The sequence below is a fragment of the Corynebacterium endometrii genome (assembly GCF_004795735.1).
GTDB lineage: Bacteria > Actinomycetota > Actinomycetes > Mycobacteriales > Mycobacteriaceae > Corynebacterium > Corynebacterium endometrii.
This window is the reverse complement of the sequence record NZ_CP039247.1, coordinates 1,628,224-1,643,370: the sequence shown is the minus strand read 5'-3', so window position 1 is coordinate 1,643,370 and position 15,147 is coordinate 1,628,224. Positions and strand designations below refer to the sequence as shown.

Annotated in this window: 16 protein-coding genes; 11 read left to right on the top strand and 5 right to left on the bottom strand. The window is 62.2% G+C overall.

Features of this window, described 5'->3' with window-relative positions:
• The first annotated feature begins 3 nt into the window (after window positions 1-3).
• From CENDO_RS07405 to CENDO_RS07395, 3 genes are all read left to right on the top strand, one after another.
• Window positions 4-246, top strand: a complete 243-nt coding sequence (locus CENDO_RS07405) for a hypothetical protein (RefSeq protein WP_136141466.1) — start codon at window positions 4-6, stop codon at window positions 244-246.
• Complete coding sequence (locus CENDO_RS07400; RefSeq protein WP_136141465.1) at window positions 246-629, top strand: RNA-binding S4 domain-containing protein; 384 nt, start codon at window positions 246-248, stop codon at window positions 627-629. Before CENDO_RS07405 ends, CENDO_RS07400 begins: the two co-directional genes overlap by 1 nt.
• Before the next feature lie 202 nt (window positions 630-831).
• A complete protein-coding gene (locus CENDO_RS07395) occupies window positions 832-1,233 on the top strand; it encodes a dihydrodipicolinate synthase family protein (protein WP_136141464.1) in 402 nt (133 codons plus the stop codon).
• A 121-nt stretch (window positions 1,234-1,354) separates the two neighbouring features.
• Here the strand turns inward: CENDO_RS07395 and CENDO_RS07390 are convergent, their stop codons facing one another.
• The 4 genes from CENDO_RS07390 to glgX form a co-directional block, all read right to left on the bottom strand.
• Entirely contained in the window at window positions 1,355-2,353 is a 999-nt protein-coding gene (locus CENDO_RS07390; protein WP_136141463.1) for a GTP pyrophosphokinase, read from the bottom strand.
• Window positions 2,354-2,378: 25 nt separating this feature from the next.
• Window positions 2,379-2,960 (bottom strand): hypothetical protein, encoded by a 582-nt coding sequence (locus tag CENDO_RS07385; RefSeq protein ID WP_136141462.1) that lies wholly within the window; start codon window positions 2,958-2,960, stop codon window positions 2,379-2,381.
• Between the two features lie 97 nt (window positions 2,961-3,057).
• Window positions 3,058-4,449 (bottom strand): 3'-5' exonuclease, encoded by a 1,392-nt coding sequence (locus CENDO_RS07380; RefSeq protein ID WP_136141461.1) that lies wholly within the window; start codon window positions 4,447-4,449, stop codon window positions 3,058-3,060.
• Between the two features lie 27 nt (window positions 4,450-4,476).
• A complete protein-coding gene (glgX, locus tag CENDO_RS07375; RefSeq protein WP_136141460.1) occupies window positions 4,477-6,666 on the bottom strand; it encodes a glycogen debranching protein GlgX in 2,190 nt (729 codons plus the stop codon).
• Between the two features lie 503 nt (window positions 6,667-7,169).
• Here glgX and CENDO_RS07370 point away from each other — a divergent pair.
• Complete coding sequence (locus tag CENDO_RS07370) at window positions 7,170-7,871, top strand: hypothetical protein (RefSeq protein WP_136141459.1); 702 nt, start codon at window positions 7,170-7,172, stop codon at window positions 7,869-7,871.
• A gap of 53 nt (window positions 7,872-7,924) precedes the next feature.
• Window positions 7,925-8,416, top strand: a complete 492-nt coding sequence (locus tag CENDO_RS07365; protein WP_136141458.1) for a hypothetical protein — start codon at window positions 7,925-7,927, stop codon at window positions 8,414-8,416.
• A gap of 32 nt (window positions 8,417-8,448) precedes the next feature.
• Here the strand turns inward: CENDO_RS07365 and CENDO_RS07360 are convergent, their stop codons facing one another.
• Window positions 8,449-9,426, bottom strand: a complete 978-nt coding sequence (locus CENDO_RS07360; RefSeq protein WP_168707185.1) for a YbjN domain-containing protein — start codon at window positions 9,424-9,426, stop codon at window positions 8,449-8,451.
• A 314-nt stretch (window positions 9,427-9,740) separates the two neighbouring features.
• On the opposite strand from CENDO_RS07360, the gene hisD reads away from it, so the two are divergent.
• The 6 genes from hisD (at window position 9,741) to hisH (ending at window position 15,123) form a co-directional block, all read left to right on the top strand.
• Entirely contained in the window at window positions 9,741-11,051 is a 1,311-nt protein-coding gene (gene hisD / locus CENDO_RS07355; protein WP_136141456.1) for a histidinol dehydrogenase, read from the top strand.
• Window positions 11,052-11,085: 34 nt separating this feature from the next.
• Window positions 11,086-12,228 carry a histidinol-phosphate transaminase gene (locus CENDO_RS07350; RefSeq protein ID WP_136141455.1) on the top strand — a complete coding sequence of 381 codons (1,143 nt, stop codon included), beginning with the start codon at window positions 11,086-11,088 and terminating at the stop codon, window positions 12,226-12,228.
• A 5-nt stretch (window positions 12,229-12,233) separates the two neighbouring features.
• Window positions 12,234-12,839 carry an imidazoleglycerol-phosphate dehydratase HisB gene (hisB, locus tag CENDO_RS07345; RefSeq protein WP_136141454.1) on the top strand — a complete coding sequence of 202 codons (606 nt, stop codon included), beginning with the start codon at window positions 12,234-12,236 and terminating at the stop codon, window positions 12,837-12,839.
• A gap of 5 nt (window positions 12,840-12,844) precedes the next feature.
• Entirely contained in the window at window positions 12,845-13,018 is a 174-nt protein-coding gene (locus CENDO_RS11165) for a hypothetical protein (RefSeq protein WP_168707184.1), read from the top strand.
• 232 nt (window positions 13,019-13,250) lie between these two features.
• Window positions 13,251-14,480: an MFS transporter gene (locus tag CENDO_RS07340; RefSeq protein WP_246014447.1), complete on the top strand. Its 1,230-nt coding sequence runs from the start codon at window positions 13,251-13,253 to the stop codon at window positions 14,478-14,480.
• A 4-nt stretch (window positions 14,481-14,484) separates the two neighbouring features.
• The gene (gene hisH / locus CENDO_RS07335; protein WP_136141453.1) at window positions 14,485-15,123 is read left to right on the top strand and encodes an imidazole glycerol phosphate synthase subunit HisH; all 639 of its coding nucleotides are present in this window, start codon (window positions 14,485-14,487) and stop codon (window positions 15,121-15,123) included.
• Window positions 15,124-15,147 lie beyond the last annotated feature (24 nt).

Sequence of the window (15,147 nt, the reverse complement as noted above, 5' to 3'; positions counted from 1 at the left end):
ACCATGACTATGCAGCGACGCCCCAATAATCCCATTGAACAGCGCAAGCAGGCGGTGCGTAAGCACGCCAAGAACGGAGTAATCTCCGTAGCCGCAGGCGTGGGTGGCGGCGTCCTGGCGGCATTCGTGTTCACCGGTAGCTTCTGGTTCTGGATGTCCCTGGGGCTTATCGTCGCCGTAGCGGGCGGCGCCTACAACTGGATGCGGATCCAGAAGATTGTGAACGAAAATCACAACAACTACTAATGACTACCCCAGAGGGACTCCCAGTCCGCATTGACGCGTGGGTCTGGTCAGTGCGCATGTTCAAAACCCGCGGTGAGGCGGCCCAGGCAGTGCGCGCCGGGCACGTCAAACTCAACGGGGAGGCGGTCAAGCCCGCCGCCCAGGTGGTGCCGGGGGATCGCGTGCGCGTGTGGCGCAATCACCACGAGCATGACCTGGAAGTGCTGGCCACCGTGCGCAAGCGTGTGGGGGCGCCCGTCGCGCGCACCTGCTATACGGATCACGCGCCGCCGCCACCGCCCAAGGAATTTATGCCCTCTGTCCCGGTGCGTGAACGCGGGGCGGGCAGGCCCACCAAGCGCGAGCGGCGGCAGATGGAGAAGTTCCGCGGGGGATTGCGTTAGGTGACTAAACTTGTTTGATGGCGTCAACGCTTAGCAGTTCCCACCCCGCTGGAGGCGGGAACTGCCAAGCCCCGGGCCAGCCTGGGGGAATTGGACACCTTGTGCGGACGCCCTGCTGTTGGAGCCCGTTGGGTATCACGGGCTGACCGAGGACGAGGCCTTTGGGCTTTATTCCGCGGTTTCGCAGCTGGTATCAACACCCGTGACTGCCGATGAGAATCCCTCCGGTTTCGCGTTTAGCCCGGTATTCCTGCGGAAACTGTCCGCGCTGCCGCGCATCGATGCGGTAAGCCTCGCCGGGACCAGCCACGTGAAGGCGCTTTCCAAACACACGGATTTGGCCTTGGGAATTGGTAGCGATGCCGTGGCCCTTGAGGGAATCGACGCCGGCGGCACCTCGTGGTACTCGGCGATTGGGGGAGTCCTGCCAGGGTTTTCGGTTGCGCTCGCCCGCGCTCGGCGTGAGGGCGATGACGCACGCGTGGCGAAACTCACCGCTTCGGAGGAGCCGCTGTGGGAGCTAATGCGCCGCTACGGCGATGCACGCGTGGCAGCCGCCATCGCCACCGACTTACCCAACGAGACGCCTTGGCCAAGCCGTTGATGCCGCTGGCGATGCGCCCGCGTGCCCGGGAAGGGAGGCAGCCCGAGCCATGCTGGGTGCTTCCCAAAGCCTTCTGGCTGGCCCTATCGCCCCGGCTAGACGGCGGTTATATTACGCCCGTTCATTCCGGCTTCTTGTGGAGGGCTTTAAGCTGCTTGAGGCGACGGGTCAGGCGGGCGGGACGGTCCGTGCGCGTGCCGGTGTTGCCGGTGGCGTCGATGTAAGCCTGGCCGAAGCGGTTGAGGAGGAGATCATCGATGAGGCGGACCTGCGAGGGCTGGAAGCGGTAGCGCATGGCCTCGTTAACCCGAGTGATGTCCGTGATATTGAGCAGCTCCTTGAGCTGGCCCATGGTGGTAATACCGGATAGCTCCAGCAATTCCGCCAGCCAACGGTAGTGCTCGGAGCGCGAACGCGGGAAACGCCCTCCCAGGTAGACAGCCAGGATGCCGGGCAGGGTTTCGGCGTTGATATCCACATCCGCGGCCGCATCCGTGGAGGGTTCCTTCAAGGCGGCGATTTCATCGAATTGCTGGTCGGCAAGCTCGATGAGGCCGGCGGCCAGGGTAAACAGGCGGTCCACCTGGGCCGGGGCGGGATTAGGCCCCTGCTTGTAGCGGATGTCATGCTCAAATTCCGCCCACGCATGCTGCAAAACGGTGCGGATCTGCACCTCGAAGGTCATGTTTTTGTACGGGGCAAGTTCCTCGATCACGTCGGTGGTTTCCAGGATCAGGTGGTGTGATCCGTAGCCAAAACCACCGGAGACGCGGGTTTCGGCCGTCTTGTTGACCGAACGGATGACGGTGAAGGAATTGCCTAAGACCTCGATAGCCTTGGGGATGGTGTGGGAATTGAAGACGGTGATGCGCACCCCAATGAGGTCTTTAATATCCTCCCAGGGGTGTGGGTACATCGGCGAGCCGTCCTCGCGCTTCTTTTTGGCCTTGGCCTTGTAACTCGGCCAGGATTTGATGCGGGTGGACACGCGGTCAAAGATGATGCCGGCGTCATTGAGGAGATCTTCGATAGCGTCAGCGAATTCCTCCGCGGCGAGGGGGTGCTGGCGGACGAAGCTATGGTACTGGTTGCCCAATTTGGACATTGAGCTTTCGGGCAATGGGAACGCTCCTTCTGCTGCGTGTCTAGGCCACATTTCTCCCCACGGACGGGGTGAAGGAATAGGGGAATCCGTTAGCCCATAATAGAGGCTTTGGGAACAGGACGGGGCCGAAGCGCCGTTCGACCGCCTGGTAGAGCAGATCGACAATCTTCAGATTGGATTCGGGGAAAGCAAAGACCGTGTTCGCGTCCGTGACGAAATAAAAGACTAATTCCGTTCCCAGCTGCTGCTTTAGGTGCCCGTCCAGGATGGAGAAGGTACGGGGATGCGCAAACCAGGACGATACTGGAGCGCTTTTGGTGTGGAGCTGAAGTCCGGCGCGAGCGGCGTGCCCCAGAAGGTAGGACGCGCTGCGGGTAAAGAACTGGATGCCCAGTTGACCCGTGGAGGCCCGTATCATGCCGGCCGCCGCCTCGTCCCAGGCCTGACGCACCTGCAGGCCGAGGGAGGCGAGCTCGTGCAGTGAAACCGGGGCGTAGGCATCATCCGGCTTGGCCAGGATCATGGACGCGGAGTCCGATAGGTTTAGGGAGGCGAGTTGGCCCGAATCCGGCTCGGGGTGGTAATCCCGCGTGGACGGCACAAGTAGAGGAATAGCGTGCATGATAGGGCCTTCCAGTACGCATGATAAGGGTAAACGTTTCTACCTTTATTGGACTGTTGAAAGGCCCCAACGGTTCCCGGGGGCAGCTTAAAAACCCTTAAAACGGTGGCTCAAGTTCAAGACCAAGGAGCTCGAAGAGCTTTTCTGAAGGCATGAGCTCGATGCTCTGGCCCTTGGAAATGAGTTCCTCCGCGCGTTTTTCCTTGGAGGTCTTAGTTGCCCAGGTGCCCAGGACCAAGATGGTGGTCTTTTTGGTGACATTCTTTCCGATCTGGCCGCCGCGCTCGGCAATCGCGCTCCACAGCAGGCCCTTATCGAACGGATCGAAGTCACCGGTCAGGGTCACGTTCTGCCCGAAGAAAGGGTTGGACGGATCCGCGTCCGGATTAGGGTCTGGAATGGTATCCGGGGTGGCCACGGACTGCCATGGGGCGGGGCGGGAGGAGTTTTTGGCACCGGACTTCTTCGCGGCGGTTTTCCCCGCGGCCGGCTTCCGGGACCGGCCGGACGCGGTTGAGGAATGGTCGCGGAAATCCGTCCCGGCGCCAAGATCGGCGGCGGTATTCGGCGCGGTTGCGGCGCGGAGGACGGGCATGACCGCGTCGCCGTTTATTGAACCCACGGTAAATCCCTGGGACTCAAAGAGGCCCGTGATGGTCCCCTCGAAGTCGAGGCCGCGGGCCAGGCCGGAGATGATGTGACCGGCCGCGCGGGCATCCTCGCACGCGTCGTGGTGCTTGAACTTGTCCAAGCCCACCGCGGCGGCGACGGTGGGAAGCTTGTGGTTCGCCACGTTAATAACGCCCAGTTTGGACGCGTGGCGGGCCAGGGCAAGCGAGCAGGTGAAAGAGAGGGCGGGGGAGGGGATCCCGGCCGCGAGGTGCGCCAAATGCAGCGCCGTGGAATCGAACTGCGCGTTATGCGCAACGAAGGTGTCCTCTCCCAGAAACTGCTTAAACTCCGCGGCAACGGTGGCAAAATCCGGGGCGTCTGCCACATCCTCGGGCTTGATGCCATGGATGCCGATGTTGAGATCATCGAAATTGTCGATTCCCGCCGGCGGCTTGCACAGCCACGTCGCGGCGTCAGTCTCCTCGCCATCGCGGAAGCGGACCGCGCCAATTTGGCAGATGGACCCCCAGTTGCCGTTGGCGGTCTCCACGTCCACGGCGGTGAAATCCAGACCCGCTACCTTGCCCGCGGACAGCGGACCCGCGGAAGGTGCCTCGCCACGCTGGGCGGAGCGGATGAGCGCCGCGCATGCCTCGGCATCCTGGTTTGGTGCGAAGGCAACGGTGACGCCGGCGCCCTCAAGGAGCAAGGAACCGGGGGTGGCGGAGCCTGGCTGGGTAGCGCTAACCCCAGTAATCGAGCTTAAGGGGACCACATCCTGTGGCCGGCCGCCGAGGCAGACGGACAGCAGGGAGCGGGATATCACTACCGAATCAGCTGTGATATCAATCGTGGCACCGTGGGCTTGAACAGTCACTGGGGTTAGACGCCTTTCAACTAAAGGTTATTCTGCAGGGTGAGCGTCATCCTCATGGACAGGTGGTTCAACCTGCTTCAGGATCATCGAGGAGTGCGCAGGAACCTTCAGGGTACCCTTTGCGTCGATGAAAGTGTCCTCGGACGGGTAGCCGCCGGAGTGAGCGGTATCCACCATGATGATCCACTTCGCGCCGAATTCCTCGGGGGGCAATGTGAACTCAATCTCATCGGAGTGCGCATTGAAGATCATGATGAAGGAGTCATCCACGATGCGCTCGCCGCGATCAGTCAGCTCGGTGATCGCGTTGCCGTTGAGGTACACCATGACGGACTTGCCAAAGTCATTGTCCCAGTCGCCCTGGTTCATCAGGCGGCCGTCAGGGACCAGCCACGCGATATCGCGCTCGCGCACGTCAGCCCCCAGCGGGCCACCGGCTAGGAAGCGCTGTCGGCGGAAGACCGGGTGCTCCTTGCGGATCTTCAGCAGGCGCTTGGTAAACAGGTGAAGGCGGGCGCGCTTTTCCTCCTTGAGGGATTCCCAGTCCATCCAGGAAATCTCATTGTCCTGGCAGTAGACGTTATTGTTGCCGTTTTGGGTCCTTGCCATCTCATCGCCGTGGGCGAGCATTGGGGTGCCCTGGGACAGGATGAGGGTGGTGAGGAAGTTTCGCATCTGGCGGCGGCGCAGCTTCAGAATCTCTTCGTCATCGGTTGGACCCTCAACCCCCATGTTCCATGAGCGGTTGTGGGACTCGCCGTCGCGGGAGTCCTCCTGGTTTTCCTCGTTGTGCTTTTCGTTGTAGGACACCAGGTCATTGAGGGTGAACCCATCATGAGCGGTGATGAAGTTGATGGACGCGGTGGGACGGCGGTCATTGTTGCCGTACAGGTCCGAAGAGCCGGTGATGCGTGAGGCAAACTCGCCCAGGGTGGCCGGTTGCCCGCGCCAGAAATCGCGAACCGTGTCGCGGTACTTGCCGTTCCATTCGCTCCAGATTGGGGGGAAGTTGCCCACCTGGTAGCCGTTGAATCCAATGTCCCAAGGCTCGGCGATCAGCTTGACCTGCGAAACCACGGGATCCTGCTGCACCAGGTCGAAGAAGGTAGCGAGCTTATCCACGTCCTCCAGCTCGCGGGCCAGGGTGGAGGCCAGGTCGAAGCGGAAGCCGTCCACCCGCATTTCCGTAACCCAGTAGCGCAGGGAATCCATGATCAGCTGCAGGGTGTGTGGGTGGCGCACGTTGAGGGAGTTACCGCAGCCCGTGTAGTCCATGTAGTGCGCCTCATCGCCCTCCACCGGCCGGTAGTAGGCAAAGTTATCGATGCCGCGGAAGGCGATGGTTGGGCCCAGGTGGTTGCCCTCGGCGGTGTGGTTGTAGACCACATCGAGGATGATCTCGATTCCGGCGTCGTGGTAGGCGCGGACCATGGTCTTAAACTCATTGACCACGTCCCCAGGCTTCTTGGCGGAGGAGTAGTCCTGGTGTGGGGCGAAGAAGCCGAAGGTGTTGTAGCCCCAGTAGTTGCGCAGGCCTAGCTCACGCAGGCGGTCATCCTGCAGGAACTGGTGCACCGGCAGAAGCTCGACCGCGGTAACGCCAAGATCCTTGAAGTACTGAACCACCTTTGGATGGGCCATGCCCAAGTACGTACCGCGGATCTCCTCGGGCACGTCCGGGTGCGTCATGGTCATGCCCTTGACGTGGGCCTCGTAGACTACGGTCTCGTTCTCAGGGGTGTGTGGACGGTGGGTATCGCCCCAATCGAAAAACGGGTTGACCACGACGGAGAGCATGGTGTGGCCCAGGGAGTCCTCTTCATTGCGGCCGGTGCCCTGTTCTTCGGCGAAAATGTCATAGGAGTACAGGGACGCGTCGCCGTCAAACTCTCCGTCGAAGGCGCGGGCGTACGGATCCACCAAGATCTTGGACGGGTCGCAGCGCAGGCCACGATCCGGGTCATAGGTGCCGTGGACGCGGTAACCGTAGCGCTGGCCCGGGCCAACACCCGGGAGGTAGCCATGGAATACGTGGGCGTGAACCTCGGTAAGTTCAACGCGCTGCTCGGTTCCGTCCTCATCGATCAGGCACAGTTCAACCTTTTCCGCTGCCTCAGAAAAGATGGCGAAGTTAGTACCTGAGCCGTCATAGGTGGAACCCAGTGGGTAGGAAGAGCCAGGCCAAACCTGGATGGCAGACTGCGTTTTTTCACTCATTCGCCCAAGCATAATAAAAGGCGGGAAATTCCGCGCACCGAGTGTGCCGCCGCAGCCCTATCCGCACCCCTTGCGACTCGGACACAGGCGCCAGTGCCCCGGCGGCGGAAATGGGGCTTGGCAGACGTGGGGATTGGGAAAAGGGGTTGCCGCTGGAAGGGATTTAAAGAAAGGCGAATGTTTCTTCACAGGAAGTTTCAAGGGTTCCATCACCAAGTATCCATCGTTGGCTTGTTAGGATGAGCAGCACAATACCGCCGGATATCTAGTTTCAGTATCGATCAGTGAGGCGCCGCGGGCGTGAAGCCGGTCAAGACTGCAGGCCTAGGAGGGTGCGGGGCAATAACCCCCGTCATCCCCGATGGGCGTTAAGGTCCCGGGGCCCTGAGCATCGGGCCGCCAATCATACTGAGCGTGGCATCGCGGTAGCGGGCGCACCCCATGGCACCCCGTGAACACTGCGCTGCAGCCATCCTAGAAAATTACAGGAGACATTTTATCCAATGAACACCGCCAAGAAGTCCGTCATTGCCATCGCCCTTGGAGCGTCGCTGACGCTTGCCGCCTGTGGCTCTGAGGAGGACGCCGCAGCGGGCTCCACTACCGTGACTTCCACAACCGCGGCCGCGCCGTCGGGTGAAGGGAGCGCCCAGGACGCCGAGAAGAAGGCGGCCGCAGCCTCCTCCGCCCCGGCTTCCGAGGACGCGGAGCCTAAACCGCAGCCCAGCGGCGAGGCCGATAACCCGCCCGCGGCTCCGCCGGCAGGTGGGGAGCAGACGCCGCAGACTATGGCCAATCCATTCGAGGGGCAGCCCGCCTCGCCGGGAAGCGCGGAGGGCCAGCCGCTGGAGGGCGGTCAGCAAGCGGACCAGGCCACCATTGATGCGCTTATGGCCGTGAGCCAGGGGCTCTACGCCACTACCACGTTGCGCGAGTTCTCAGAATACGTGCCGGCCCATACCTGCCAGCGCGTGCTAGACGCCCAGGAAGAGGACCTGAGGACATATGACTACAATTCCATTCCGGACATCCCGCTAGATAGCTTGGGTGTTAATTGGTCCCAGACCAACGTTGAATCCCTCAATGACGTCCGTGTAGACGGTGACGTAGCCTCCGCAACCGTAGTGGTGGCCTCTGGTGGCGGACAGGAAACGTCCACCATGCGCTTTGAGCGTGAGGGCGGTGAGTGGAAGTTCTGTCAGTAGAACCATTCGCAACCCGTTAGGGATGATGCTCTCGATTCGGTTATTGTTGGCTCGTGGCTAAGACTAAGACTCTTTCAGTCCCCCGCACCTTTGGATTCGGTGCGGGGGTTCTGGCGTTGGGGCTCATAATGTTCAGCGTGGTGGGCGCCGTGTGGGGTTTGCTTCGCCCAACGATGACCGCGATGGTCCGCGACGATGGGGCCTACGTTTTGACCGGCCCAGACAATGTTGAGTTCGTATCCTTCATTACCTTCGCCATCATCACGGGCGTCGTGGCCGCTATCTTGGCGCTGATTGCCTACCTGAAGAACCCCTCGCGCCGGGGGTTCGGTTCGCTGATGTGGGTTACCGCGGTCGCGGCGCTGGGGGCTTTTGCGTTCTTCGTGATGGGCGGGGCCACCGCTAGTAGTTTCCCGGAGGATCCGGGCATCAGTGAGGACTTTGTGCCGCAGATGGCCCCTGGTGTGGCGTGGCTCGTAGCCCCGTTCGTCGCGGCCCTTACCTACTGGTGCGCGGTCTTCGTGGCCGGCGACGAGGAGTGGTGACGCCGAGGCCTTCCGGCGGCCAAGAGGCGGGGTCAGTCTTCCTCTGGCCAGGTCACCGGGCTAACGCCGCCTGCTTGCTGCGCTAAGTGGTCCGCGCCCGTGAGGAGCTCGCGGATGGTTGTTGCGACGATCGCGGTGAGTTGCTCATCGTTGAGGCCTTCGGCAATGGGCACCGTAGCGTCCATGCGAACCTGCAGCCCGTCATCATTGAGGTGGCAGAAAGCGGCGGCTAGGTGGGAATCCCGGTTGAAGTCATTGCAGACTAAAAACATGCGGGTGAAATCCGCCGGTTCAAGGTTGGTATCCCAGCTGCCCTTTGCGATGAAGGTGGGGCCGTTATCGAGCAGGAACATAAACCCCATGCCATTGATCCGGGTGGACACCCCGATCCCAGGGATCTCGCTGACCCTGCCTACGCCCATGGAAAACAGCGCGTCACGGATGCGCTCCACGGTGACTTCGCGGGGAAGGCTGGAGGCGGTGGGTAGGAGGGAATCTTCCCTGTGCGCCGGCCCTGCGTTGCGGACGCGGGAGGCGATGGAGGCGTCGGTGGTCAGTAAGCCGGGGAACTCAACCGCCAGCGCATTGGACAGCACCGCCGTGGTGCCCATGGCGTGGGCAATGCTGGTATCTAACTGGGAATCGCTCAGCCCTGCGGCGGCTTCCAGCGTGGTGCGGCCCCATAGGGTGACGGCATCCATGTTGGATACATCGATTACCAGCGTCGGGGAGATGCAGTCACGGTTCCAATCGTTGACGAATCGGGTCAACTGAGGCAAGCGGTCAAAGCTCACGGAGCCGGGCAGGCTAAGGGTCATGATTCCGCGCTCCCGGGGCTCGATTTCGAGCTGAATGGTGGTGCGGGATCCATCGGCGTGGCTGATGATGAGGCGAGGGTCGGCGGAGTCGATATTGCTAAACGAATACTCAAGATCCAGGCGCTTGACGGCGGCAACCAGCCGCAGCATGGTCACCGGGGTCGGGGGAAACCCAGGGATAGTCGAATCCATGGATCCCTCCTTCATGCAGACCCAGGCGGGCCGGTTAAAAGGCCAACGGGGGACTGCGCTTGTGCCTGATATTCTACGAGCGTATAAGTCTAGGTTACCCCGCCGCGACCAGCCTAACCTCGGCGGCTGTAGGGGAGAGCGGATAAGGGATACAGCCGCCCCGCCGTGTGCGCCCTAGGGCCGCTCGTGGTGCGCGAGTGAACGCGGTTTAGGCCTTAAAAAGGGGAAATCCGGCCCTTATTGTCTTTGATGGCAGACATCTACCCTAAAATGGAAGCGCACAGAGCCCAGATCACCTTGGAGGTGCCCACACCATGTTGCAAACCATCGATATGCGCGACTCGAAACTCACCACATCCCACTTGCGCCGAGTCTTGCCGCGCGGTGGAGTAGACGTCAACGCGGTACTGGGAACCGTGGCGCCCATCGTGGACAAGGTCCGGGAGGCGGGGGCCCAGGCCGCCCTCGATTACGGTGAGCAGTTTGATGGCGTGCGCCCGGCCGCGGTCCGCGTCAGCGAGGCGGAACTAGAGGCCTCGGTTGAGAGCCTGGAGCCCGCCGTCCGTGAGGCTATCGAGGAATCCATCGCGCGCGTGCGCAAGGTCCACCGCGAGCAGAAACCGGAGTCCCACACCACTTCCTTGGGATACGGCGCCACCGTGACGGAGGTCTTTTCCCCCGTAGAACGCGTGGGCCTGTACGTTCCGGGCGGCAAGGCCGTGTATCCATCTTCCGTCATCATGAACACCGTTCCGGCGCAGGAGGCCGGGGTGGACAGCCTCGTGGTGGCTACGCCGCCGCAGAAGGAGTTCGGCGGTCAGCCGCACCCGGTGGTGCTTGCCACCTGCCACATCTTGGGCATAACTGAGGTCTGGGCCGTGGGTGGCGCCCAGGCGGTGGCCCTGCTGGCCTATGGCGATGATGCCCAGGGGCTTGAGCCGGTGGATATGGTCACCGGCCCCGGAAACATCTTTGTCACCGCCGCAAAGCGCTTGGTCAACGGGGTGGTGGGCATTGATTCCGAGGCGGGCCCTACTGAAATTGCCATCATCGCCGATGATTCAGCCAACCCGGTCTATGTGGCTTATGACCTGATCTCCCAGGCGGAGCATGACCCGATGGCCGCCTCGGTGCTGATTACCGACTCGGAGGAATTCGCCGCGGCGGTGAACAAGGAGGTCGAGGCTCGCTACGGCGTGACGGAGAATAAGGAGCGCGTGGCGGAGGCGCTTACCGGAAAGCAATCCGGAATCGTCTTGGTGGATGACGTCAACGCGGCCATCCGGGTGGCGGATGCCTACGCCGCGGAACACCTTGAGGTGCACACCCGGAACGCGCGCACCGTGGCGGAGCGCATCCGGCACGCGGGCGCTATCTTCGTGGGTGACTACTCGCCGGTTCCGCTGGGGGATTACTCCGCGGGATCCAACCACGTGCTGCCTACCTCCGGCACCGCGCGCTTTAGCTCCGGCCTAAGCACCCACACCTTCCTGCGCCCGGTCAACCTCATCGAATATGACAAGGACGCTTTGGAAGAAATAGCCCAGCACGTGGTGAACTTCGCCGATGCGGAGCACCTGCCGGCCCACGGTGAGGCCATCAAGGCCCGCTTCGAGGACGCATAGAACCACCCGAGATTTAAAGAGATTTGCCTAACCTATGACTGATAATCAGCAATCCACCGTGCCCGCGGAAGTGACCCTACAAGATCTGCCGTTGCGCTCCGAGCTGCGCGGGCAGTCCCCGTACGGCGCGCCCCAGCTGCATGTCCCGGTGCAGCTTAATACCAATGAGAATCCCTACTCGCCGTCCCAGGAGCTCATTGATGATCTGGTCGCTACCGTGGCCAAGCTGGCCCCGGAGCTCAACCGCTACCCCGAGCGCGACGCGGTTGAACTCCGTGAATCGCTGGCCCGCTACATCACCAAGGAGACCGGCGTGGCCGTGACCAAGGAGCAGGTCTGGGCGGCCAACGGCTCGAACGAGGTGCTCCAGCAGCTGTTGCAGGCTTTCGGTGGCCCGGGCCGCCGTGCGTTGGGATTTACCCCGTCTTATTCCATGCACCCCATCCTTTCGGCGGGCACGCAAACGGAATTTTGCGCGTGTCCTCGCGGCAAGGATTTCCGCATTGATATGGCCGCGGCGTTGGCGGACATTGAGCGCCTTCAGCCCGACGTCATCTTCATCACCACCCCTAATAACCCCACCGGTGATGTCACCAGCCTGAAGGATATTGAAACCATCCTTAAGGTGGCCCCCGGGATTGTGATTGTCGACGAGGCGTACGCGGAATTTTCCTCCTCCCCGTCCGCGGCCACGTTGCTGGACAAGTACCCCGCCAAGCTGGTGGTATCCCGCACTATGTCTAAGGCGTTTGACTTCGCAGGCGGCCGCCTAGGGTATTTCGTCGCTTCCCCCGCCTTCGTGGAGGCGGTCATGCTCGTGCGCCTGCCCTACCACCTGTCCGTACTCAGCCAGGCCGCGGCCATCGTGGCGCTGCGACACAGCGAGGACACACTAGCGACCGTGGCCACTCTGTCTGAGGAAAGGGACCGCGTATTAACCCGTCTGCGGGAGCTGGGCTACGAGGTGGTGCCCAGTGAGTCTAACTTCGTATTCTTTGGACGCTTCGCGGATCAGCATGCCGTGTGGGAGAAATTCCTCGAGCGCGAGGTGCTCATCCGTGATGTGGGCCAGGAGGGCTACCTGCGCACCACCATCGGTCTGCCCGAAGAAAACAACGCCTTCCTCGCCGCCGCCGAGGAACTGGTGGAATTCAATATCACCGCGGCGGGGGAGTAAATATCATGCATGACGCCCGCATTGGCCGCGCCGAGCGCGCCACGTCCGAATCTCAGATTGCCATCGAGGTCAACCTTGACGGCACCGGTGTATCAGAAATTTCCACCGGCCTGCCGTTTTTTGACCACATGCTCACCGCCTTTGCCACTCACGGCTCCTTCGACCTTAAGGTCCAGGCGCACGGCGACATTGAGGTGGACGCGCACCATACGGTGGAAGATACCGCGATTGTGTTGGGCAAGGCCTTCGCGGAGGCCCTGGGCACAAAGTCTGGGATTCGCCGTTTCGGCTCCCAGCTGCTGCCGATGGACGAGTCCCTAGTCGAGGCAGTAGTAGATATTTCCGGCCGCCCTTATTTCGTGATGAACGGCGAGCCGGAGAACATGGAGTGGCAGCTCATTGGCGGTCACTATGCGACCGTGATCAACCGTCATTTCTTCGAGACCTTCGCCACCCATTCCGGCGTGACCCTCCACGTCAACGTTCGCTACGGACGCGATCCCCACCACATCACGGAAGCCGAGTACAAGGCGGTGGCTCGGGCCCTGCGCCAGGCCACCGAATCCGATCCACGCGTAAACGGCATCCCGTCCACCAAGGGAGCTCTGTAACCCGAATGTACATGCTCGTCTGGATCATGTTCCTGGTAGCCGGCATGGCCCTTGGCGGTGCCTGGACCGCCTATAAGAATGATTCCAAGCTGTGGACGATAATCGCCGCCCTAGTGGGTGTGGTTGCCACCGCCACGGCTTTGTCCTGGTTGGTGGCGGAAATGGGCGCCGCCGCGTAAGGTGTGGTGCCTCGGCGCCTAGGGCGCTGCGATAGTAACGCAACCGGTTGTCACGGGAGGATTTAGAAAGCAATTGACCAGGCATGACCGCATTGGCACTGATCAGGGCTCATCGGCTGCTGAAAACTTCGAAATCAAACAGCGAGGCGACGCTGGCCCAACTGTAAAGCAGCCCGGAAATCTCCCCGGTGAGCCAGCGGGGGATGCCGGTTATGGCGGGGCACCCACATCCCTGTGGGCGGTGCCTGGAATTATCTCCATCCTGGTGGCGGTGACCTGTGCCTTCGGAGCCTGGTCCATCCTGCTGCCGGTGGTGCCCCTCGCCGTGCTCGATGCCGGCGGCTCGGCCACCTTGGCGGGCGGGTCTACGGGAGCGTTTATGGCCGCCACGGTGCTCACCCAGGCGCTTACCCCGCGGCTGTTGCGCTTGTTTGGTTACAAGCCCACCATGGCCGTGGCCGCGTTCATGCTGGGGGTTCCGGCGCTGGGCCACCTGCTGGGCATGGACGGGTGGATTGTTCTCTTGTTCTCCGCCCTACGCGGCGTGGGCTTTGGCGCCTTGACCGTATCCCAGTCCGCCCTCATAGCCGAACTCGTCCCACTGCGCTGGCTGGGCAAGGCCACGGGGACGTTGGGCGTGTTTGTGGGCATAGCCCAAATGATCTTCTTGCCGGTGGGGTTGTGGCTGCAGGATAGCTATGGCTTCTCCGCGCCGGTTATCATCGCCGCGATTATCGGCGTAGTGGCCCTGCTGCTTTGCCTGCGGCTGCCCAATCTGAAACCGGAGCGCGCGGACCTATCCGTCGCGGATGAGCCGGACAAACCCCGGGCCGCCACCTGGAAGCTGGTCGCGGTACCGGCGCTTGCGCTCGCCGCATTGGCAATGAGCTACGGCGTGGTGAGCACCTTCCTGCCGGCCTCCGTGCGCGAGCTTGATTCCGGAGCGGGCGCGGTCCTTGGCGGCATCATGCTCTCCATCGTGGGAGGGGCAATCCTTCTATCTCGTTTCTGCGCGGGAGTATTCGCCGACAGGGTAGGGGAGCCGGGGCGGCTTTACCTGCCCGCCGCGGTGATCGGAATCGTGGGGATGGGGCTAATGTCAGCCACCGTTTTGTTCAGCTGGAGCGTGGTCTGGCTCGTGGTTGCGGCCATCTTGTTCGGCGTGGCCTTTGGTACGGGTCAAAATGAGGCGCTCCTGTCGATGTTCGAGCGCCTGCCGCGGGAGAAGATCTCCGAAGCCTCTGCGATTTGGAATATCTTCTACGACGGTGGAACGGGCGTGGGCTCCGTTGCCCTGGCGGCCGCCGTGGGCGGGTTTGGTTACGCGGGCGCTTTTGGCGCGGGTTCGGCAGTCATCGCCGTGGCGGTGGTAATCCTGGCACTTGACCTCTACCTTGGGCGGCATCGCGTGACTGAGTATGACAATATTAAGACCCGCCTGTCCCGGTTGCGTAAGGTATAGGCCTATGAAGCAGAAAAAGACTGTGGCGCTGCTGGATTACGGCGCTGGAAATATCCGCTCCGCGCACCGCGCATTGGAACGGGTAGGGGCGGACGTGACGGTGACCTCGGACGCGAAAACCGCCGTGGAGGCAGACGGTTTGCTGGTGCCGGGCGTTGGCGCCTACGCCGCATGTATGGAAGGGCTACGCAAGGCGCAGGGCCCGCGCATCATCGGCCAGCGCCTGGCCGGTGGGCGCCCGGTGATGGGCATCTGCGTGGGCCTGCAGGTGTTATTCGAATCGGGTGACGAGCACGGCGTGCACACGGAGGGCTGCGGTGAGTGGCCGGGCCGGGTGGAACGCCTGCACAGTGACGTCCTGCCGCACATGGGGTGGAACACCGTGGAGGTGCCGGAAGGCTCCCGGATGTTCGCTGGGCTCAACGCCGATGAGCGCTACTACTTCGTGCATTCCTACGGCGTGCGCGAGTGGACCCTCGAGACGGAAATCACCACCCCGCCGAAGGTGGCATGGGCGGAACATGGCGGTGACCGCTTTGTGGCGGCCGTGGAAAATGGCGCGCTGTGGGCGACCCAGTTCCACCCGGAGAAATCCGGCGACGCTGGCGCCGTGCTGCTGGAAAATTGGATGAAAACCCTCTAGGCGTGCGCGCCCAATTAGTTAGGA